Raw genomic sequence first — 21,816 nt, 5'->3', positions numbered from 1 at the left:
CTACCCTGCCACCCGACCGGCTACGCGCACACCGCACCGGCCGGCCGGCCGGGCAGGCAGGCGGGTGAACAGGGTGGATCAGGTCATGTTGGCGAGGAACTCGCTGTAGAACAGTCCCAGGGCGATGGCCACACCGATGCCGGCGATGATCCAGAACCGGACCACGATGTTGACCTCGCTCCAGCCGGCCAACTCGAAGTGGTGCTGCAGCGGCGACATCCGGAACACGCGTTTGCCGGTGGTGCGGAAGGAAATGATCTGGATCACCACGGACATCGTGATGATCACGAAGAGCCCGCCGATGATCGGCAGCAGCAGGATGGTCCGGGTGGACATCGCCATGCCGGCGATCAGGCCGCCCAGGCCCAGCGCCCCGGTGTCACCCATGAAGATCCGCGCCGGGGACGTGTTCCACCACAGGAAGCCCACACAGGCCCCGGCTGCGGCCCCGGCTATCAGCGCGATCTCCAACGGGTCACGGACCTCGTAGCAGTACGGCTGGGTGTAGCTCGGGTCGGCGCACCAGTGCCGGTACTGCCAGAACGCGATAAGCGCGTACGCCGCGAGAACCATCACCGAGGCGCCGGTGGCCAGACCGTCCAGTCCGTCGGTGAGGTTGACGCCGTTCGTCGCGGCCATCACCACGAAGATGAAGATGATCACCGCGCCGACCTTGCTGACCTCCAGGAAGTCGATGTCCCGGATGAAGCTCAGCGTGGTGCTGCCCACGGTCTGGGTGTTGGTGGCCTTACCCGTCGCGTCGGTCATGGTGCTCGGGAACCACAGCGCGATGACCCCGAAGACCGCGCCGACCAGGATCTGGCCGAGCAACTTGCCACGCTTGTTGAGGCCGGCGCTGTTGCGCTTGCGCACCTTGAGGAAGTCGTCGAGGAAGCCCACCGCGCCGGAGAACACCATCAGCCCCAGCAGCACCAGCGCCGTGATGGTCGGCTCCACCTGGGCGATCTGCGCGTCCGGCAGGGTGGTCAGGGCCAGGTGCCCGGCCACGTACGCGATCACCGTGGCCAGGATGAAGACCACGCCGCCCATCGTGGGCGTGCCCTTCTTGCCCTGGTGCATGGCCGGGCCGTCGGACCGGATCGGCTGGCCGGCCTTGAGCCGGGTGAACACCTTGATCGCGATCGGCGTGCAGAACAGCGAGACGACGAAGGCCACCCCGATGGCGACGATGATGGCCCTCATCGACCGGCCTCCTCGGCGGCGTCGGCGCGCAGGGCGTCGGCCACCTCCCAGGTCCGGTACCGGGAGCCCTTGACCAGGACGACGTCGCCCGGCCGTAGCTCGCCCCGCAGCACCTCGACGGCCGCCGCCTGATCGGTGAGCAGCACCGACTCTCCTCCCCAGTTCGCTACCGCTGTCGCGCCTTCGTGGATCGGCGCGGCCGGCTCACCCACCACGAGCAGCCGGTCGACACCCAGCTCGGCCGCGAGACGGCCGACCTCGGCGTGGCCGTCGCGCTCGAACGGGCCCAGCTCGGCCATGTAACCGAGCACCGCGACGGTACGCCGCCCCCGACCGAGGCTGGCGAGCGCCCGGAGCGCGACAGCCATCGAGGCCGGGTTGGCGTTGTACGAGTCGTCGATGACCGTCACCCCGTCGGGCCGGTCGAAGACGTCCATCCGCCGGGTGGACTTCAGCCCCAGCTCGCCGAGGGCCGTGCCCACGTCGGCCAGCGGCATGCCCAGCTCCCGGGCGACCGCGGCGGCGGCGAGGGTGTTGCCGACCTGGTGACGGCCGGTCAACGCGAGCCGCACCGGCACGCGCCCCTCCGGCGTGACCAGGGTGTACGACGGGTGCCCCCGCTCGTCGAGCGTGACGTCCTCGGCGCGCAGGTCGGCGTCCGGCGCCTCGCCGTAGCGGACCACCCGGGCCCGGGTGCGACCCGCCATGGCGTCCACCCGGGGGTCGTCGGCGTTCAGCACGGCGAGGCCGTCGGCCGGCAGCGCCTCGACCAGCTCGCCCTTGGCCAGCGCGATGTTGTCCTGCGAGCCGAACTCGCCGATGTGCGACGTGCCGACGTTGAGCACCACCGAGATGCGGGGCGGCACCAGCTCACACAGGTAACGCACGTGCCCGATGCCGCGAGCGCCCTTCTCCATCACCAGGTAGCGGGTGTCCGGCCCGGCCAGCAGAGCCGTGTACGGGTGGCCCAGCTCGTTGTTGAACGAGCCGGGCGGGGCCACCGTGGCGCCGAGGCGGGCGGTGAGCTGGCCGATCAGGTCCTTCGTGGTGGTCTTGCCCGAGGAGCCGGTCACACCGATCACGGTCAGCTCGGGCAGCCGGGCCACCGCCGCGCGGGCCAGCCGGCCCATCGCGGTCAGCGCGTCGTCGACCAGCACCATCGGCACCTCAGGCACCTCGCGGGTGCCGAGCACCGCCACCGCGCCGGCCGCCAGCGCCGTCGCCGCGTAGTCGTGCCCGTCGACCTTCTCCCCCGGGAAGGCCACGAAGAGCGAACCGGGCCCCACCTTGCGCGAGTCGAACTCGACCGAACCGCTGGCGGTGGCGGCCGGGTCCGCGTGCACGAGCCGCCCGTCGACCGCCGCGGCCACCTCGGCCAGGGTCAGCGCGATCACCGCTGACCCGCCCGGTCGGAGAAGCGGGCCCGCAGCGCGTCGGCCAGCTCGGTGCTGTCGTCGAACGGGAACATCTCGCCCGCCACCTCCTGGCCCCGCTCATGGCCCTTGCCGAGCAGCGCGATCACATCGCCCGGCTCGGCCAGTCGGACCGCCTCGTCGATCGCGTCCCGGCGACCGGCCACCTCGATGATCCGGGCGGCGGTGCCCGCCCGGTACGCCCCGGCGAGCACCTCGGCGCGGATCTCCGCCGGGTCCTCGGTGCGCGGGTTGTCGTCGGTCACCAGCACCACGTCGGCCCCCTCGGCCGCGGCGGCGCCCATCACCGGGCGCTTGCCCCGGTCGCGGTCCCCGCCGGCGCCGATCACACAGATCAGCCGGCCGGCGCTCAGCTCGCGCAGCGCGGCCAGCGCGGCCACGATCGCGTCGGCCTTGTGCGCGTAGTCGACGACCCCGCGTACCGGCCCGACGACGTCGACCAGTTGCAGACGGCCGGGCACGCCACCGCAGGCGGCCACGCCGGCCGCCGCGGTCGCCGGCTCCACCCCGGCGCCCACCAGGGCGGCGATCGCCAGCAGCGCGTTGGCCACGTTGTGCCGCCCGGGCAGCGCCACCCCGGCGGTCAGCGCCACGCCGTCCGGGCCGTGCGCGGTGAACCGCTGCGCGTACCCCTCGCCGTCGACGCCGTCGGCCCACCACGTCGCGGTCGGGTCGCCGGCCGCCGAGTAGCTGACCGTCGCCGGCTTGTAGAGCGGCTTGAGCGCTGGATCGTCGTGGTTGAGCACCTCGACCGCGCACCGGCCGTCGAAGAGCTGCGCCTTGGCGGCGAAGTAGTCGGCGCTGTCGGCGTGGAAGTCCAGGTGGTCGGAGCCGAAGTTCGTGTACCCGCCGACGGCGAAGCGCACCCCGCCGACCCGGCCCATGGCCAGGGCGTGGCTGGAGACCTCCATGACCACGGCGGTGACGCCGCGCTCCCGGGCGGTGGCCAGCATCGCGTGCAGGTCGGTCGCCTCCGGGGTGGTGCGCACGCTGTCGATCACCAGATCGCCGAGCCGGGTCTCCACGGTGCCGATCAGCCCGGTGGTGTGCCCGGCGGCGCGCAACCCCGACTCGACCAGGTACGCCGTGGAGGTCTTGCCGGCGGTCCCGGTCACGCCGATCACGGTGAGCGCCGCCGTCGGGTCGCCGTACACCGCCGAGGCCAGCTCGCCGAGCACCGCGCGGGGGTCGGGCACCACCAGGGCGGGCAGGCCGCTCGCCGCCGCCAGCTCGGCGCCGGCCGGGTCGGTCAACAGGGCCACCGCGCCGGCCTCGGCCGCGCCGACGGCGAACTCCGCGCCGTGCCGGCGGGCGCCGGGCAGGGCCGCGTACAGGTCGCCGGGGCGGACTTCCTGGCTGGCGTGGGTGGCACCGGTGACGACCACGTCGGCGGCGTCCGCCGGGAGGTCGACGGCGAGCCGGACGGCGAGGTCACCGAGCCGGACGCCGGTCACGGTACGTGGACGTGGATTGCCGGGCACGGCGTCAGACCCTACCCGGTCGCCCGGTTCCGGCCGCACAGCCGCCCCGGTGGTTCGTCGGCACTCACCGATGATGTCGCGCCTCCGCTGGTCAGCGCGGATAGACCACGAACTTGGGTGCGGAACCACTCGGGGACGGCGGCACGCGGTAGTGACGCAGCGTGAACTGCATCATGTCGCGGAACGCCGGGTTGGCGATCGCCGCGCCCCCACCACCGGGCGCGTACACGAAGACCGCGATCACGTACCGGGGCTTCTCGGCGGGGGCCATGCCGATGAAGGAGGACACCTCGCCGGGCTGCTTCTTGCCGTCCACCAGACGCCAACCGGTGCCGGTCTTGCCGGCGACCCGGTAGCCGGGGACCGCCGCCAGGGTGCCGGTGGCGCCCTCGACCGTGGTGACCGCCTCCAGCATGGTGCGCAGCGCCGCCGCGTTCTGCGGGCTGAGCACCGAGCGGGTGACCGGCGCCGGCGCGGGGGTGCGCTTGCCGTCCGGGCCGATAGTCTCCTTCACGAGGTGCGGCTGCACGTACGTGCCGTCGTTGGCGATGGCGGCGTACGCGGCGGCCATCTGCAGGGGCGTGGCGTCGACGCTGTGCCCGATCGGCACCGACCCGGCCGACGACCCGCTCCACTCGTCGACCGGCAGCAGCCGGCCGCTGGCCTCGCCGGGCAGGCCCTCGCCGGTGGGCTTGCCCAGCCCGAACCGCTTCTGGTAGTCGATCAGCCGCTCCGGGCCGAGCCGGTCGGCGACGGTGATCGCGCCGACGTTCGACGAGAAGGCCAGCATCCCGGGCACGCTCATCTTCCGGCCGTTGGCCGGGTGGGTGTCGGAGAACCAGGTGTCACCCTTCTTGATGCTGTTCGCGATGGGCAGCGTCGTGTCCGGGGTGATCACCCCCTCCTGCAGCGCCGCGCCGTAGGTGATCGCCTTGTGCACCGAGCCGGGGTCGACCACGAAGCTGGTCGCGGCGTCCTCGCGGGCGACCGGATCGCTCGGCACCGGCTTGGCGGCGTTGTAGGTGGGGTCGCTGGCCTGGGCCCGCACCTCGCCGGTGGCGACGTCGATGATCACGGCGGCGGCGGTCGCGCCCCGCTGCCCCGCCATCCCCGCGCTGAGGATCTGCTGGGTGCGGAACTGCAGGTCCCGGTCGATGGTGAGGGTCAGCGAACTGCCCGGCTTGGCCGGGGTCGTCTTGCTGTAGCCGCCGGGGATCGGCGCGGCGAGGTCACCGAGGCCGGCCTCGTACACCCGCTTGCCGTCCTGCCCGGCGAGCAGGTCGTCGTAGCGGGCCTCCAGACCCTCCAGCCCGACCATGTCCTGGCTGGTGAAGCCGATCAGGTTGGCCGCCAGGTCGTCGCCGGGCACCTCCCGGCGCTCGTCGCGGTGCACCCCGATGCCGGGCAGCTCCAACGCCAGCACCTGCTTGGCCGCCGGGATCTCCACCCCCCGGGCCAGGTACTCGAACCGCGACGGGTTGCCGTTCTCCAGCTTGCGGGGCTTCATCAGGTCGGTGAGCTTGGACACCGGGATGCCGAGCAGCGGCGAGAGCGCCTTGGCGGTGGCGGGCCGGTCCTCGATCAGCGTCGGGTCGGCGAACACGTACCGCGCCTCGACGCTGTGGGCCAGCGGCTCGCCCCGGAAGTCGTAGATCGCGCCGCGCGGCGCGGGCAGCTCGACCGTGCGGGTCCGGTCGGCGACGCCACCACCGGCGTAGGCCGGGGTGTCGACCGCCTGCAGGAAGATCAGCCGCACCCCGATGACGACGAAGAGCGCCAGGGTGAGCACGGTGCCCAGGCGCAGCCGCAGCCGCGGGTCGGCGAGCTTCGGCGGGCGCGGCGGCTTGCGCGACGGACGGCGGGCCGCCGGTCGGTCGGCGCGGCCGGGCGCGCGCGGCGTGGTGCGGCGCCGCGGCGGCGGCTCGTCGCCGGCCGGCCCGCGCGGGGTGCGCGGCGCGACGGTCCGCACGACGCCGCCCCGGCCGGCCGCCGGAGCGTCCCGCCGGCCCGAACGGGCGGCGGCCCGGCCGCCGTCGAGCACCTGCAACGCCGGCCGGAACGGGTCGCCGGACCGGGTGCTACGCGGGGTACGCCGCTGCTCGGCGGCCCCGCCGCGCGCCGGTGTGCCCTCGCGGACGGTCCGGCCTCTCGGGGTGTACGCGCGGGCGCCGGAGATGCCCCCGATGCCCGGCTCGCCGGCCCGCGACTCCTCGTCGGCGGGCCCGGCCGCACGCGAAGAACCGCGCCGGGACCCCGGGGGGTTCCGGCGCGGCTCGTCCGACCTCGGTGGCACTGGTCAGCCTCCCGCGCCCTGGCTGGTGACCGACGGCTGGCCGGTCGCCGGCTTCGGCACGCCGATGGTCTTGCCGTCCGGCATCCGGATGTACGCCGGCTCACCGGCGTCCACCAGACCCAGCCGACGCGCCTCGGCGGTCAGGTTGCCCGGCGCCTCGTACTCGGTGATCTGCTTGTCCAGCTGCTGCTTCTCCAGGTCCAGTCGGGCCTGCTGCTGCTGCAGCTTCTCCAGCCGGAACGCGTTCTCATTGATCTTGGTGTTGACCGCCAGGATGCCGAGCACCCCGCCGACCACCAGCACCACGATCAGCGCCGCGAACGGCGCACGCGGCACCGACACTGGCGGCGGCGGCGCCACCCGCAGCCGAGGCGAGCGAGCGGTCGCCGCGACGCCGGCCTTCTCGGCCGGACGCAGCGCGGCGCTGCCCTGGGTCGGGAACTCGCGCGCCCCCCGGGCGCGAGCCTCCCCCTGCCGGTTGACTCGATCGATGCGTGGCGTACCGTTCCCCACGCGCGGGGCTCGCTCCGCCGCGGTCCGGCCCCCCGACCGCGGTGCGCGCTGCCCGCCGCCGGTGACGTCCCGGCGGTCGCGCTTGTCAATGTTCATGTCCCCTCCCCCTCTACATCCGTCCCTCTGCCGTCCCGGTGCCCCTGATCCCCCACGGATCAGGCTGACCCAGTGCCCGGTTGGTGCATCCCCTTCACCCTGCGGCGGGACCGTTCGCGGTCGGTCCGCGCCTGTTCTGTCGCGTTCGGGTCGAGTCGAACCGCTGCCCGCAACCGCACCGAAGCGGCGCGCGGGTTCGCGGCGACCTCCTCCTCCCCGGGCAGTTCGGCGCCCCGGCTGAGCAGCCGGAACGTCGGACCGGACCCGGGCAGCTCAACCGGGAGGTCGATCGGGCCCTTACTGCGGACCCGGTCCGCGAGCGCCGCCTTGGTGAGCCGGTCCTCCAGCGAGTGGTAGGACAGGACCACCATGCGACCGCCCACGGTCAGAGCGTCGAGCGCGGACGGCAGCGCCGTCTCCAGCGCTGCCAGCTCTCTGTTTACCTCGATCCGTAAAGCCTGAAACGTTCTCTTTGCCGGGTGTCCGCCCGTTCGTCGCGCTGGTGCCGGAATGGAGTCCCGGACCAGCTCCGCCAGCCGCGCGGACGAGGTGATCCGGGCGCGTTCGCGCTCGCGGATGATCGCCGAGGCGATCCGGCCGGCGAACTTCTCCTCGCCGTACACCCGCAGCACCCGGGCCAGATCCGGATGGGCGTACGTGTTGACCACCTCTTCGGCGGTCACCCCCCGCGTCTGGTCCATCCGCATGTCCAGCGGCGCGTCCTGCGCGTACGCGAATCCGCGGTCGGGCGCGTCCAGTTGCAGCGACGAGACACCCAGGTCGAACAGGATCCCGTCGATACCCGGATAGCCCAGCCGCTCCAGCACCTCGGGCAGCTCGTCGTAGACGGCGTGCTCCAGGTGCACCCGGTCGGCGAACCGCGCCAGCCGGACCCGCGCGTGAGCGAGCGCCTCGGTGTCCCGGTCGAGCCCGATCAGGACCGTCTCCGGGTGTGCCTCCAACACCGCCTCCGCGTGCCCGGCCAGGCCGAGCGTCGCGTCGACGTGCACCGTCCGGCCGCCTCGACCCAGCGCGGGGGCCAGCAGCTCGAGACACCGCTCGAGCAGCACCGGCACGTGCGTGCCGCGCAACTCCCCCATGTCGACCCCCACTGGTTGAAACGTCCGTTCTTCTCGCGCGCCTGCCGTGGCGACGGCGCTGCCGTCGTACCGCCAGATCCCCATCCGCTCCCGCCGGACACCGGACGCTCGCCCGATGACTGGATCGTGCGCCTGGCACCGGGGAAGGGGTGCCAGGAACTCGAAAGCGGCTGGAGATCTCGCAGTACGTCGGGCGCCGTTCCGCCCTACAGACCGCCGGGCAGCACCCCCTCCTCGATGTCGGCGAAGTCGTCTTCGCTCTCGGCGAGGTAGGTCTCCCAGGCGACCTTGTCCCAGATCTCCACCCGTGTGCTCGCGCCGATGACCACCAGGTCACGGTCGAGTGCCGCGTACTCCCGAAGGTGTGCCGGAATCGTCACGCGGCCCTGCTTGTCCGGCACCTCGTCGTGCGCGCTGGCGAAGAAGACCCGGCTGTAGGCCCGGGCCGCCTTGTGCGTCATCGGCTGCGCGCGCAACTGCTCCGCGATCCGCTGGAACTCGGGTGTCGGAAAGACATAGAGGCAACGATCCTGCCCTTTGGTGACCACGACACCCCCCGCCAGCTCATCCCGGAACCTGGCCGGAAGGATCAACCGGCCTTTGTCGTCCAGGCGCGGAGTATGGGTGCCGAGGAACATCCGGCCCTACCCCCTCGCCCTTGAGCGGCGTTCGCGGCGCCGCTGACCCCCCGGGCCGGTGAGCCCTCCCGGCCTCACCATTGGGCCCCACCTTACTCCACTTCCCTCCACCTGCAACCAGATTCGCCCGCGTGGCGCGGCCGATTCACGCGCAAAACCGCACGTCACACGGGGTGGAGCGGAGTGGAGGGCCGGAGCCCTCCCCCGGCGTGGTCCGCTTTCCGACATAGATCGACTCCGTCCGGTGGAGCGCGAACCGCCCACCCGCGCGGATGCCACGGCCGAACGGTTCACCGTCGGCGGCGATCTGGTGAAGCGGGCGGTCCGGTAACCTCGCTCGCGTGACGGACGCGAAAATGCCCCTACGGGCCAAGGTGGCCAGCTCCGTGTCACGGACCGCCGCGGCGCTCTCCCGGGCCGCCGGCCGTGGCGACGGATCGGTGATCGGCGGATGGATCGGGCTGAAGATCGACCCGGAGCTGCTGGCGCACCTGTCGGCCGGACGCGCCATCGCGCTCGTCTCCGGCACCAACGGCAAGACGACCACCACCCGGTTGACCGCCGCCGCGGTCGGCGTGCTCGGCCGGGTCGCCACCAACTCCTTCGGCGCCAACATGCCCAGCGGGCACACCTCGGCGCTGGCCAAGGCCGGCAGCACCCCGTACGCGGTGCTGGAGGTCGACGAGCACTACCTCGCCCAGGTGCTGGAGTCGACCGAGCCGCACGTGGTCGCGCTGCTGAACCTCTCCCGCGATCAGCTGGACCGGGCCAAGGAGGTCGCCATGATGGCGCAGCTCTGGCGCGCGGCGCTGGTCCGGCACACCGACGTACGGGTGGTGGCCAACGCCGACGACCCGCTGGTGGTCTGGGCCGCCACCCCGCCGGGCGACCCCGCCCGGGGCATCAACCCGCCGCACGTGACCTGGTTCAGTGCCGGTCAGCGCTGGCACGACGACTCCTGGGTCTGCCCGGAGTGCGGCTCCACGATCCAGCGCTCGGGCGACCAGTGGTGGTGCACCGGCTGCCCGCTGCGCCGACCGGAGCCGAACTGGGTCGTCGAGGACGAGGGCGTGCTCGACCCCACCGGCGCCTGGCACAAGGTCTCCCTCCAGCTGCCCGGCAAGGTCAACCTCGGCAACGCGGCGACCGCGCTGGCCGTGGCGGCCGAGTTCGGCGTACGCCCGGTCGACGCGGTGTCCCGCCTCGGCATCGTCACCTCGGTGGCCGGCCGTTACGCGCAGGTCGACAAGGACGGCCGCAACATTCGGCTGCTGCTGGCCAAGAACCCGGCCAGTTGGTTGGAGGCCTTCGACATGGCCGACGACGCGCCGACCCTGCTCTCCATCAACGCGCGCGACCCCGACGGTCTGGACACCTCCTGGCTCTACGACGTCGACTTCGCCCCGCTGCGCGGCCGGCAGGTGTTGATCACCGGCGACCGGGCCTACGACCTGGCGGTCCGACTGGACGTCAACGACGTACCGTTCCAGCACGTGCGCACCTTCGACGACGCGATCCGGTCGGTCCCGCCCGGGCGACTGGAGGTCATCGCGAACTACACCGCGTTCCAGGACATCCGAGCGGAGTTGGACCGTGTCATCTGAGAGCCTGCGCATCGTCTGGATCTACCCCGACCTGCTGTCCACCTACGGCGACCGGGGCAACGCCCTGATCCTCGCCCGACGGGCCCGCCAACGCGGCATGCCGGTCGAGGTGCTGGAGGTCCGCTCCGACCAGCGGCTGCCCGCGACCGCCGACATCTACCTGGTCGGCGGTGGCGAGGACGGCCCGCAGGCGTTGGGCGCCCAGCGGCTGATCGCCGACGGCGGTCTGCACCGGGCGGTCGCCCAGGGGTCTGTGGTGTTCGGCGTGTGTGCCGGTTACCAGCTGCTCGGCACCTCCTTCTTCGCCAAGGGTGTGCAGTGTCGCGGGCTGGAGCTGCTGGACCTGCAGTCCGACCGGGGCGAGAGCCGGGCCGTCGGCGAGCTGGCCGGTGAGATCGACCCCCGACTGGGCCTGCCCCCGCTGACCGGTTTCGAGAACCACGGCGGTCGCACCCATCTCGGTCCGGAGGTCGCCCCGCTGGCCCGGGTCACCACCGGGGTCGGCAACGACGGCGCCACCGAGGGCGCGTGGCGTGGCAAGCTGCTGGGCACCTACTCGCACGGCCCGGCCCTGGCCCGCAACCCGGCCCTGGCCGACCTGCTGCTGCGCTGGGCCACCGGGGCACACCAGCTGCCGCCGCTGGACGACACCTGGTCCGACCGGCTGCGCAACGAGCGCCGCGCCGCAGTGGCCCCCGCCCGGGCATGATCCGAGCCGTCCGGCGGCTGCTCCGGCAGCCGTCGGCCGCCCGGTTCGCCCTGCTCGTGCTGCTGATCGGCGGCTGCGGGCTGCTGCTGCTCCTGGTGCCCCGGCCGGATCCGGCGCACCTGCCGGAACTGGCCGACCGGTTGGGCGGCCTCGCGCCGGTGGCGGCGATCCTCGGTGGGGCGCTGCTGCTGGTCGCGCTGGTTCCCCGTACCTTCATCACGCTCGCCGCGGGCGCGATCTTCGGCCCCCTGGAGGGCGCGGCGTACGCCCTGGGCGCCGCGCTGGTGGCGGCGGCGATCGGGTTCACGGTCGGCCGGCTGCTCGGCCGGGAGTTCGTCGCCGATCGGGTCCGGGGCCGACTGGCCCGCCTCGACGGGTGGTTCGCCCGGCAGAGCGTGGTCGGCGTGGTCACCGTCCGGCTGCTGCCGATCGCCGGCTTCGGCCTGGTCAGCTACGGCTACGGCACGACCGGCGCCCGGATGCTGCCGTTCCTGGCCGGCAGCGTGATCGCCGCCGCGCCGACCGCGTTCGGCTACGCCGCGATCGGCGCGGCCGTCAGCTCACCCGGCCAGATCAACTGGTACGCCGCCGCCCCGGCCAGCCTCGGCCTGATCGCCAGCGTCGTGCTCGTCCACCAGTGGTGGCGCGGCGAACGACGCCGCCGGTCGATGTCGGTCTGACCGTGCCCAACCCGACGGATCCGACGGGCGAGCAGCGACTGGCTGAGGGCTTGGTCAGCGACGTGGTCCGGATCGGCGACACGGTGCGTCGGACGCCACCTGCCAACCTGGACTTCGTCGGCGGCTCCTGGACCACCTGGCCGTGGTCGGCGCGGACCTCCCGCCTCGGTACCTGGGGGTCGACGCCCTCGGCCGGCAGGTGCTCAGCCACATCGGAACGCAACCGACCCGGCGAGAGACGCAGGGCCGGTTGCGAACCGGGATCCTACTTCGGCACCGGCGACGTGTAGCCGACGACGGCTGACTCCCAGTTGGAGTGCAACACGTGGGAGACCGTGTTCGACTGGTTGCCGCCGACCACGTAGTGATTGCCGTCCGTGCTGGTGTCGTAGTACGAAGTCACGATGGCCACGTGGTCGATGACTCCGTCGCCACCCCAGTCGTAGGACGCGGCGTCACCCTTGCGCGGGACGTAGCCGCTGCCCCGGCCGTGCCAGGTGCCGTTGTTGATGCCGTAGGTCCGGAAGCTCGACGCGGCGGCGTTGAGCCCGGTGTACTTCGCACCACCCCAGTAGAACGCGAACTTCGCGAAGTCGGCGCACCACGCCCGGGCCCGCCACCTCACGTCGTCCCAGGTCTTTGACCCGTTCCGGTACATGTACCCGGGGCTCACCGGACCGCAGGTGCCGGTCCCCGAGCTGTCGTAGCGATCGTTGTTCGGGTCGGCCCAGAAGCCGGTGTAGAAGTTGCAGTCCTGGCCGCTGCGCTCCTTCAGGCGGTACTGCACATCGGTGTTCTCCGAAGTGAACTGTTCCCAGGCGATGTTACCGACGTCGATGCCCAGTTGGGTGTCGGCGGCGTGCGCAATTCCTGGCACGACGAAGATGCTGGAGGTGGCGGCGACCACGGCCACCACGGCCATGCGGAGTGCTTTCACGGTTGTCTCCTGTCCGGCGATCAGAGCCAGCCGCCGCAGCGGCGGTTGGTGTTGCCGTCACTGGTGCAGACCTTGAGGTAGACGCCCGAGCTGAAGGGGCCGTACCACTCGTCCTCGGCCCAGTCGCCGACGCCTCCGGTCGCCTCGTCGAGCTTCACGCCGGCAGTCGACGTGCTCGGTGTCCTGATCCACACCTCGGCGCGGCGACCGTCCTTGGCCGTGTCTTCAAGAAAGTAGCTGAGGCCGGTGGTAAAGGCCTCGGGGCAGATCTGGTACGTCAGATCGGCTCCGGAGATGCTGGCCGTGCCGCTGCGGCATGCGGCCGCGGACGCGGCCGTTGGTGACAGGACCACTGCGGCGGTCCCGACAAGGCCGGTGGCTACGACGGTTCGCAGGCCACGCTGCCAGGCTTGCTTCATGTGCCCTCCTCATCGTGCCCGGACGCCGCTTCGTTGACGCCCGGTCGAGGCGCTTTGCCGCCCCCCGTTGCGCACACTCTCCCGGCGCGTGGTGGAAGCGGAGTGGAAGTCGGGTGCAGCGCTCAATCCGCCAGGATCGATACAATGCGTCCGGGTGGCCGCGACGAGCACGGGGGGTCTCGGATGGAGCAACTGCAGCTCACCGTGCTCGGTCCGCTGGAGGCCGAACGGGCTGGCGCCGTGATCCGGCTCGGCCCGCGGCAGGTGGAGCTGCTCTCCGTGCTCGTCATCGAACTCGGCCGCCCGGTGTTGGCCCGCCGCCTGGTGGATCTCCTCTGGGGTACCACCGCCGGCGACGGCGCGGCGCCGACGCTCCGCAGCCATGTCTCGCACCTGCGGCGTGCCCTGGGGCCCGGCCGGTCCGCGCCCGCGGAGGCCTCGATCGTCGCCACCGTCGGCACCGGCCCCGGCCTGGCGTACCGGCTGGATCTGCCCCCCGACTGTGTGGACGCCTGCCTTTTCGAACAGCAGGCCACGCAGGGGCGGCGGCTGCTCGACGCCAGCGACCCGGCGGTGATCCCACGCGCCGCCGAGCTCTTCGGCGCCGCACTGGCCCACTGGCGGGGGCCGGCCTTCGCTGACGTCGCCGACCGGCCGTTCGCCCTGCCCGAGGTGGCCCGCCTCGACGCGTTGCGCCGCACCGCCCGACGCGGTCACGCCGAGGCGCTGATCGCGCTCGGGCGACCCGCCGCAGCCGTCGGCGTGCTCACCGGCGCGGTTCTGGACGACCCGTACGACGAGGGCGTTCGCCACCTGCTCACGCTCGCCCTCTACGCCGAGCAGCGGGTGGACGAGGCCGCCGAGGTCTGCCGACGGGGCATCGCCCTGCTGCGGGAACGAGGCATGGACGCACCGCAACTCCACCGTCTGTACGCCGCTATCCTGCGGCGCGACGAGCTGCCGATCCCGGCACCCGCGGCGGTGGTCGGCGGACTCGCGCCGGTGGCGCCGGCGAGCCTGCTGCCACCGGACCCGCCGCACTTCGTCGGCCGGGCCGCCGAGCTCGATGCGGCTCGGCGGCACTGCCTGGCGCTGAAACGGCAGCAGATCCTGCTCGTGACCGGTGCGGCCGGCGTGGGCAAGACCAGCTTCGCCGTCCGCTTGGCGCACCTGCTCGCCGAGGATTTCCCGGACGGATGCCTATACGTCAACCTGCGCGGCTTCGATCCGGGCGGTACGGCGATCGCCGGGGACGAGGCGGTGCGACTCTTCCTGGACGCCTTGCGGGTGCCACCGGAGCAGACGCCGGCGCGCGAGGAGAGTCGGGCCGGCCACTACCGGAGGCTGCTGTCGGAGCGCCGCATGCTGATCGTGCTCGACAACGCCCGCGACGCCGGTCAGGTGCGCCCACTCCTGCCCGGTGCCGCCGGGTGCGCGGTGGTGGTGACCAGTCGACAGCAACTACCCGGCCTGGTGACCGTCGAGGGCGCCCAACCGGTCACCCTCGACCTGCTCACTGCCGCCGAAGCCCGCGATCTGCTGACGAGCCGACTGGGTGGCGACCGGGTGGCGACGGAGCCGGGGCCCGTGGCAGGGATCATCGAACGGTGTGACCGGCTGCCGCTGGCCCTGGCGATCGTGGCGGCCCGCGCGGCGACTCATCCCCGGTTCCCGCTCGCCGTGCTGGCCCGGGAACTGACCGAGTCCCGCGGCAGCCTCGACGGCTTCGCGGCCGGCGATCCGGCCACCGACCTCCGGTCGGTCTTCTCCTGGTCGTACCGGGCTCTCGGCGGTGCGGCAGCGCGGTTGTTCCGCCTACTCGGGCTGCACCCCGGGCAGGACATCTCGGTGCGGGCCGCCGCAAGCCTCGCCGCACTGCCCGAGCGGCAGGTCCGCCCCGTCCTCGCCGAACTGGCCCGTGCGCAACTCGTCATGGAGCGGGCACCGGGCAGGTACACCTGCCACGATCTGCTCCGGGCGTACGCGGCGGAGCTGGTCGCGTCGGAGCCCCCGGAGGTAGGCCACGCGGCGCGGCGCCGGATCGTCGACCACTATCTGCTCAGCGCCCGCACGGCCGACGCGCGACTGTCCCCGCTACGGCAGCCGATCACGCCGCCGTCGTTGACGACGGGCGTGACTCCGGAGGAGCCTGCGGACGGCGCCTCGGCCTTGGCCTGGCTCGCCGAGGAGCACGGCGTGCTCATCCGGGTGGTCGAGCTGGCTGCTCGGCACGGCTTCGACCGGCACGTGTGGCAGTTGGCGTGGGCGGTGACCACCTTCCTGTCCCGTCGTGGCTGCTGGGAGGACCTGATCGCCGTACAGCACCGCGCGCTGGCCGCGGCTGAACGCTGCGGCGACAGGGCCGCAGCGGCGCAGGCACATCGCGACGTCGTCGCGGCCTTCTCCGAGACCGGCCGCCTCCGGTTGGCCCGTCAGCACCTGGAGTCGGCTCTGGCGCTGCTGCGGGAACTCGGCGACCGGACCGGGCAGGCGCAGACGTTGCTGACCCTCAGCTGGATCAACGAGAAGGAGGGTGACCAGATGACCGCGCTGCACCACGACGAGCGGGCGCTGGCCCTCTTCCGGGCCGACGGGCACCAGGCGGGGGAAGCCCGGGCGCTCAATGCGATCGGCTGGGATCATGCCGTGCTCGGCGCGTACCGGGAGGCGGTCGGCTACTGCCAGCGGGCGCTGGTCCTGCAGCGCCGGCTCGGTGACGGGGTCGGGGAGGCGAACAGTTGGGACACGTTGGGCTACGCCCATCACCATCTCAGCCGCTACCGCCGGGCAGCCCGCTGCTTTCGACGGTCACTGGCGCTCAGTCGAGAATTGGGACACCGCTACAACGAGGCGGAGACGCTGCACCACCTGGGCGACAACCACGAGGCCCTCGGCGACCTGGCTGCCGCACACGACTGCTGGCTGCGTGCCTTCGAGATCCATAGCGACATGCGGCACCCAGCTGCCGCGCAGTTGCGCGACAAGCTCTCGGCGGCCCACGGCCATCCCCGTCGCCGGCCGGAGGTGGCGGCCGTCGTCCGCTGAGTGCATCCCGTACCGGCACGGTGGACAAGCGGCCGGCCGGTACGGGACGTAATGACGACCGACCACCATCACATGACGACGGAGACCATCCGGCCCTTCACCACGATGACCTTGCGGGGTTCCTTGCCCGCCAGCGCGGCGGCCACCGCGTCCAGGGCCGTCGCGCGGACGGTCTCCTCGGAGGCGTCGGCGGGGACCTCGATGCGGCCACGGACCTTGCCGTTGACCTGCACCGGATAGGTCACCGTCTCGGCCACCAGCAGCGCCGGGTCGGCGGTCGGGAAGTCCGCGTACGTCAGCGAGGTGTCGTGGCCCAGCTTGCGCCACAGCTCCTCGGCCAGGTGCGGGGCGAACGGCGCCACCATCAGCACCAGCGGCTCGGCCACCTCCCGCGGCGTGGCCGACAGTCGGGTCAGCCCGTTGGTCAGCTCGATCAGCTTGGCGATCGCGGTGTTGAACCGGATGCCGTCCATGTCGCCGCGGACCCCGTCGATCACCTTGTGCAGCAGCCGACGGGTCGCTTCGTCGGCCGGAGCCTCGGTGATCCGCAGCGCGCCGGTCTGCTCGTCGACGATGGCCCGCCAGACCCGCTGCAGGAACCGGTACGAGCCGACCACCGCCCGGGTCTCCCAGGGTCGGGACACCTCCAGCGGGCCCATCGACATCTCGTACACCCGGAAGGTGTCCGCGCCGTAGGCGGCGCACATGTCGTCGGGGGTCACCACGTTCTTCAGCGACTTGCCCATCTTGCCGTACTCGCGGTTGACCGTCAGGTCGCCCAGGTAGTAGGCGCCGTCGCGCTCGACGACCTCCTCGGCCTGCACGTAGCTGCCGCGCGAGTCGGTGTACGCGTACGCCTGGATCATGCCCTGGTTGAACAGCTTGCGGAACGGCTCGAACGACGAGACGTGCCCCAGGTCGAACAGCACCTTGTGCCAGAACCGCGCGTACAGCAGGTGCAGCACGGCGTGCTCGGCGCCGCCGACGTACAGGTCGGTGCCCCCGCAGTCGCCCTCGGCGCGCGGGCCCATCCAGTACCGCTCGTTCTCCGCGTCGACGAACCGCTCGCTGTTGGTCGGGTCCAGGTAGCGCAGCTCGTACCAGCAGGAGCCGGCCCACTGCGGCATCACGTTGGTCTCCCGGGTGTAGCGCTTCGGCCCGTCACCCAGGTCCAGCTCGACCTCGACCCAGTCCCGCCGCCGCGACAGCGGGGTCTCCGGGTTGGAGTCGGCGTCGTTCGGGTCGAACGTCTTCGGGGAGAAGTCGTCCACCTCGGGCAGCTCGACGGGCAGCATCTCCTCCGGCAGGGCGATGGCCGCGCCGGTGGAGTCATAGACGATCGGGAACGGCTCACCCCAGTAGCGCTGGCGGGAGAACAGCCAGTCGCGCAGCCGGTAGGTCACCGCGCCGGTGCCGTGCCCGTTCGCCTCCAGCCAGGAGATGATCGCCGCCTTGGCGTCGGCGACCCCCAGGCCGTTCAGGTCCAGGCCGCGCTCGGGCGCGGCGCTGTTGATGGCCGGGCCGTCCCCGGTGTACGCCTTGCCGTCGAAGCCCTCCGCCGGCTGCACGGTACGCACGATGGGCAGCTCGAAGACCTCGGCGAACGCCCAGTCCCGCTCGTCCTGCGCGGGCACCGCCATGATCGCGCCGGTGCCGTAGCCGGCCAGCACGTAGTCGGCGATGAAGATCGGGATCCGCCCGCCGGTGACCGGGTTGGTGGCGTAAGCGCCGATGAAGACGCCGGTCTTCTCCTTGCTGTCGGACTGCCGCTCGACGTCGGTCTTGGCCGCCGCCGCCTTGCGGTACGCCTCGACGGCCTCGGAGGGGCTGGCGTGCCCGCCGGTCCAGGCGTCCCTCGTGCCGTCGGGCCAACTGGCCGGCGCCAGCGTGTCGACCAGCTCGTGCTCGGGCGCCAGCACCATGTAGGTGGCCCCGAAGACGGTGTCCGGGCGGGTCGTGAACACCCGGATCGGCTCCCGGGTGGTCGGGAAGTCGATGTGCGCGCCGGTGGAGCGACCGATCCAGTTGCGCTGCATGTGCTTGATCGCCTCGGGCCAGTCCAGGCTGTCCAGGTCGTCCAGCAGCCGGTCGCCGTACGCGGTGATCCGCATCATCCACTGCTTCAGGTTGCGCTTGAAGACCGGGAAGTTGCCGCGCTCGGAGCGCCCGTCGGCGGTGACCTCCTCGTTGGCCAGCACGGTGCCCAGCCCGGGACACCAGTTCACCGGCGCCTCCGAGACGTACGCCAGCCGGTGGTCGTCGACGATCTGGCGGCGCTCGGCGACGCTCAGCTCGGCCCAGGGCCGGCCGTCCGGGGTGGAGCGGTTGCCGCCCTCGAACTCGGCGATCAGCTCGGCGATCGGCCGGGCCCTGCCGGCGTCGCGGTCGTACCAGGAGTTGAAGATCTGCAGGAAGATCCACTGCGTCCAGCGGTAGAAGTCGGTGTCGATGGTCGCCACCGACCGGCGCTCGTCGTGCGCCAGCCCCAGGCGGCGCAGCTGCGACTTGTACCGCTCGATGTTCGCGACAGTGGTGGTCCGGGGGTGGGTGCCGGTCTGCACGGCGTACTGCTCGGCGGGCAGGCCGAACGCGTCGAACCCCATCGCGTGCAGCACGTTGCGCCCGGCCATCCGCTGGTAGCGGGCGAAGCAGTCGGTGCCGATGTAGCCCAGCGGGTGGCCGACGTGCAGGCCGGCGCCGGACGGGTACGGGAACATGTCCAGCACGTACAGCTTCTCCGCCCCGGCCCGGGGGTGGCCCGGATCGGCCAGCGGACCGGTCGGGTTCGGTGCGTGGAAGGTGCCCTCGCGCGCCCAGGTGTCCTGCCAACGGGTCTCGATCTCGTCGGCCAGGGCCGCGGTGTACCGGAACGGGGGGATGTCGCCCGCCGGTGCGGCTGCCTCACTCATCGTTTCTCCTCGCTTCGCTTCGCTTCGTCTCGGCACCGCCGGGCCGGACCGGCGGCGGGCACAAAAAAGCCCCTCGCGCAGGAGGGGCCGCCGTGCTGTCGCGCGTTCAGCGCATCAGCACGGCCCGGTAAGAAGCAGGAAGACTCCGGCCATGTCCGGCAGTGTACCCCGTCGCCGACGGGACCGGAGGAACCGCCGGGCGCGGTCCGGTCGATCCCCCAACTCGGCGAATATCCGTGCGTAAGCGGCGGACTACCTGCGGGGGTCGGCGATAACGACAAACATGGTTAGCCTGAGAGGCCAGTGAGAATCCTGCGGCAAACGAGGCTCGACGTCGCGAACCCAACGGCGGGTCCAGGTGCTCTCTACAGAGCTGCCGTGACGGCGACGAGGAGGAGGCCCGTGACACAACAGACCTGGGACGAGGTGGGCGGCCTGTTGCCGCACGACGAGTTCCGCGCCGCCAGCGAGGCCATCGTGGCCAACATCGAGCAGGTCATCGAGGGTAAGACCGCCACCGTGCGGCTGGCCCTGGCCGTTCTGCTCGCCGAGGGTCACCTCCTCATCGAAGACGTTCCCGGCGTCGGCAAGACCAAGCTGGCCAAGGCCCTGGCGCGGTCCATCGACTGCACGGTGCGCCGGATCCAGTTCACCCCCGACCTGCTGCCCAGCGATGTCACCGGCGTGAGCGTCTACAACCAGGAGACCCACGACTTCGAGTTCCGTCCGGGGGCCGTCTTCGCCAACCTGGTCGTCGGCGACGAGATCAACCGGGCGTCGCCGAAGACCCAGTCGGCGTTGCTGGAGTGCATGGAGGAACGGCAGGTCACCGTCGACGGCGTGACCTACCAGCTACAGACCCCGTTCATGGTCATCGCCACCCAGAACCCGATCGAGATGGAGGGGACGTACCCGCTGCCCGAGGCGCAGCGCGACCGGTTCACCGCCCGGATCGCGATGGGTTACCCCGACGCCGGCGCCGAACTGGCCATGCTGGACGGGCACGGCGGCACCGACCCGCTGAACGAGCTGCGGCCGGTCTCCGACGCGGACATCGTCCGGCAGCTCATCGCCACCGTCCGACAGGTGCACGTCGCGGACGCCGTCAAGCAGTACGCCATCGACCTGGTCACCGCCACCCGCGAGGCCCCCGACCTGCGCCTCGGCGCGTCCCCCCGGGCGACCCTGCAACTGCTGCGCACAGCCCGGGCGGTCGCCGCGCTGGAGGGCCGCGACTACGTCCTCCCCGACGACCTGCAGGCCCTGGCGGTGCCGGTGCTCGCGCACCGGATCATCCCGACGGCTGACGCGCAGCTCGCCCGACGCACCACCGACGCGATCGTCTCCGAGCTGGTGCACCGACTGCCGTTGCCGCACGACCGGCAACGCAGCCCCTACGACACCCGGCCCGCCACCGGCAACGGTCGCGCGCCCTACGAGCCGCGGAGGCCGTGACGTGCGTGCCGGGCTGCGCGGGTTGACCACCCGCGGGCGCTCGTTCCTCGCGGCCGCGATCGCGGCGGCGATCTCGGCCGTCATCCTGGGCGAGAAGGACCTGCTCCGGGTGGCCGTACTGCTGGCCATCCTGCCGCTACTGGCCGCCGCCTACGTGGGTCGCAGCCGCTACAAGCTGGCCTGCAACCGCTCGCTGGACCCGCACCGGGTCCCGGTCGGGGCCAACTCGCGGGTGGTGCTGCGCCTGCAGAACCTCTCCCGGCTGCCCACCGGCACCCTGTTACTGGAGGACCGGCTGCCCTACGCGCTGGGCAGTCGGCCACGGGTCGTGCTGGAGCGGCTCGGCGCGCACCAGGCCAGCTCCGTGGCGTACACGGTCCGTGCCGACGTGCGGGGCCGTTACGACGTGGGCCCGCTGGTGGTTCGGATGACCGACCCGTTCGGTCTCTGCGAGCTCACCCGGGCGTTTCCCAGCACCGACCACCTGACGGTCATCCCGCAGGTCACGCCTCTGCCGTCGGTCCGGCTCCCCGGGGAGTACGCGGGCAGCGGCGACAGCCGGGCGCGTTCGGTGGCGGTGCACGGCGAGGACGACGCGGCGACCCGGGAGTACCGCCGGGGCGACGACCTGCGCCGGGTGCACTGGAAGTCCACCGCCCGCACCGGCGAGCTGATGGTGCGCCGGGAGGAGCAGCCCTGGGAGAGTCGGGCCACTGTCGTCCTGGACACCCGCGCGTACGGCCACCGGGGCGACGGCCCGACGGCGAGTTTCGAGTGGGCGGTCTCCGCCGCCGCCAGCATCGCCGTGCACCTGCGGCAGGCCGGCTACAAGCTGCGCCTGGTCACCGGCTCGGGGGTCGACGTGGACGCCTCGGAGGGCGGCGGCGACGGTGTGCTGCTCGACCACCTGGCCGAGGTACGTCTGGACCAGCGGGCCGACGTGACCGGGCTGGTGCAGCGGGTTCGGCAGCGCGCCGACGGTGGTCTGATCATCGGGCTGTTCGGCATGGTGAGCGTCGCCGAGGCCGAGTTGCTGGCCGGGCTGCGGGGCAACGGCGCGACGTGCGCCGGTTTCCTGTTGGACAGCTCCACCTGGCTGAGCCTCCCGGAGAAGGCCCGCGCCGAGGCGGAGCACACGCACGGCGCGGCGGTGCTGGCCATGGTGCGCAGTGGCTGGCGGGTGGTCGGCGTCGACCACGGCAGCCGACTGCCGGCGCTGTGGCCGCAGGCCGGCCGAGGATCTCAGGGCTTCGCCCTGCGCGCCGCGCTGGCCGAGACGGTCGCCGGCGGCGTGCGATGAA

At 72.4% G+C, this 21,816-nt stretch carries 16 protein-coding genes; 6 read left to right on the top strand and 10 right to left on the bottom strand.

The window, feature by feature from the left end; all coding sequences use genetic code 11:
* Positions 1-78: 78 nt before the first annotated feature.
* The 7 genes from mraY to mraZ form a co-directional block, all read right to left on the bottom strand.
* Positions 79-1,203 (bottom strand): phospho-N-acetylmuramoyl-pentapeptide-transferase, encoded by a 1,125-nt coding sequence (gene mraY / locus ACFYPR_RS11105; protein ID WP_354856133.1) that lies wholly within the window; start codon positions 1,201-1,203, stop codon positions 79-81.
* Entirely contained in the window at positions 1,200-2,597 is a 1,398-nt protein-coding gene (gene murF, locus ACFYPR_RS11100; protein ID WP_387259624.1) for a UDP-N-acetylmuramoyl-tripeptide--D-alanyl-D-alanine ligase, read from the bottom strand. The genes mraY and murF overlap by 4 nt, the downstream gene beginning before the upstream one ends.
* The gene (locus tag ACFYPR_RS11095) at positions 2,594-4,156 is read right to left on the bottom strand and encodes a UDP-N-acetylmuramoyl-L-alanyl-D-glutamate--2,6-diaminopimelate ligase (RefSeq protein ID WP_354856131.1); all 1,563 of its coding nucleotides are present in this window, start codon (positions 4,154-4,156) and stop codon (positions 2,594-2,596) included. The genes murF and ACFYPR_RS11095 overlap by 4 nt, the downstream gene beginning before the upstream one ends.
* Before the next feature lie 52 nt (positions 4,157-4,208).
* Positions 4,209-6,410, bottom strand: a complete 2,202-nt coding sequence (locus tag ACFYPR_RS11090; protein WP_387180018.1) for a penicillin-binding transpeptidase domain-containing protein — start codon at positions 6,408-6,410, stop codon at positions 4,209-4,211.
* 3 nt (positions 6,411-6,413) lie between these two features.
* The gene (locus ACFYPR_RS11085; protein WP_354856129.1) at positions 6,414-7,019 is read right to left on the bottom strand and encodes a hypothetical protein; all 606 of its coding nucleotides are present in this window, start codon (positions 7,017-7,019) and stop codon (positions 6,414-6,416) included.
* A gap of 59 nt (positions 7,020-7,078) precedes the next feature.
* Positions 7,079-8,119 carry a 16S rRNA (cytosine(1402)-N(4))-methyltransferase RsmH gene (gene rsmH / locus ACFYPR_RS11080; protein ID WP_355066914.1) on the bottom strand — a complete coding sequence of 347 codons (1,041 nt, stop codon included), beginning with the start codon at positions 8,117-8,119 and terminating at the stop codon, positions 7,079-7,081.
* Positions 8,120-8,325: 206 nt separating this feature from the next.
* The gene (mraZ, locus tag ACFYPR_RS11075; RefSeq protein WP_355066874.1) at positions 8,326-8,757 is read right to left on the bottom strand and encodes a division/cell wall cluster transcriptional repressor MraZ; all 432 of its coding nucleotides are present in this window, start codon (positions 8,755-8,757) and stop codon (positions 8,326-8,328) included.
* Between the two features lie 356 nt (positions 8,758-9,113).
* On the opposite strand from mraZ, the gene ACFYPR_RS11070 reads away from it, so the two are divergent.
* The 3 genes from ACFYPR_RS11070 to ACFYPR_RS11060 are packed head-to-tail and all read left to right on the top strand — an operon-like array spanning position 9,114 to position 11,750.
* Positions 9,114-10,361 (top strand): MurT ligase domain-containing protein, encoded by a 1,248-nt coding sequence (locus ACFYPR_RS11070; RefSeq protein WP_354856178.1) that lies wholly within the window; start codon positions 9,114-9,116, stop codon positions 10,359-10,361.
* Positions 10,351-11,070 (top strand): glutamine amidotransferase, encoded by a 720-nt coding sequence (locus tag ACFYPR_RS11065; protein ID WP_354856127.1) that lies wholly within the window; start codon positions 10,351-10,353, stop codon positions 11,068-11,070. Before ACFYPR_RS11070 ends, ACFYPR_RS11065 begins: the two co-directional genes overlap by 11 nt.
* Complete coding sequence (locus ACFYPR_RS11060; protein WP_354856126.1) at positions 11,067-11,750, top strand: VTT domain-containing protein; 684 nt, start codon at positions 11,067-11,069, stop codon at positions 11,748-11,750. Before ACFYPR_RS11065 ends, ACFYPR_RS11060 begins: the two co-directional genes overlap by 4 nt.
* Before the next feature lie 265 nt (positions 11,751-12,015).
* Here ACFYPR_RS11060 and ACFYPR_RS11055 read toward each other — a convergent pair whose 3' ends face one another.
* Together ACFYPR_RS11055 and ACFYPR_RS11050 are read right to left on the bottom strand one after the other, a co-directional pair.
* The gene (locus ACFYPR_RS11055; protein WP_354856125.1) at positions 12,016-12,687 is read right to left on the bottom strand and encodes a CHAP domain-containing protein; all 672 of its coding nucleotides are present in this window, start codon (positions 12,685-12,687) and stop codon (positions 12,016-12,018) included.
* A 20-nt stretch (positions 12,688-12,707) separates the two neighbouring features.
* Positions 12,708-13,106 carry a hypothetical protein gene (locus tag ACFYPR_RS11050; protein WP_354856124.1) on the bottom strand — a complete coding sequence of 133 codons (399 nt, stop codon included), beginning with the start codon at positions 13,104-13,106 and terminating at the stop codon, positions 12,708-12,710.
* A gap of 183 nt (positions 13,107-13,289) precedes the next feature.
* Here ACFYPR_RS11050 and ACFYPR_RS11045 point away from each other — a divergent pair, with 183 nt between their 5' ends.
* Positions 13,290-16,151: a BTAD domain-containing putative transcriptional regulator gene (locus tag ACFYPR_RS11045; RefSeq protein WP_387259621.1), complete on the top strand. Its 2,862-nt coding sequence runs from the start codon at positions 13,290-13,292 to the stop codon at positions 16,149-16,151.
* A 68-nt stretch (positions 16,152-16,219) separates the two neighbouring features.
* On the opposite strand, the gene leuS is transcribed toward ACFYPR_RS11045, so the two are convergent.
* Positions 16,220-19,060 (bottom strand): leucine--tRNA ligase, encoded by a 2,841-nt coding sequence (leuS, locus tag ACFYPR_RS11040; RefSeq protein WP_387259619.1) that lies wholly within the window; start codon positions 19,058-19,060, stop codon positions 16,220-16,222.
* 402 nt (positions 19,061-19,462) lie between these two features.
* Between leuS and ACFYPR_RS11035 the strand changes: the two genes are divergently transcribed.
* On the top strand, positions 19,463-20,515 hold the full coding sequence (locus ACFYPR_RS11035; RefSeq protein ID WP_234590654.1) for a MoxR family ATPase: 1,053 nt from the start codon (positions 19,463-19,465) through the stop codon (positions 20,513-20,515).
* A gap of 1 nt (position 20,516) precedes the next feature.
* Entirely contained in the window at positions 20,517-21,815 is a 1,299-nt protein-coding gene (locus tag ACFYPR_RS11030; protein ID WP_354856121.1) for a DUF58 domain-containing protein, read from the top strand.
* Position 21,816: the final 1 nt, after the last annotated feature.

The organism is Micromonospora sp. NPDC005254, assembly GCF_042872525.1.
GTDB lineage: Bacteria > Actinomycetota > Actinomycetes > Mycobacteriales > Micromonosporaceae > Micromonospora.
Note: the sequence above shows the minus strand (reverse complement) of the source record. Positions and strands in the feature narration are given on the sequence as shown.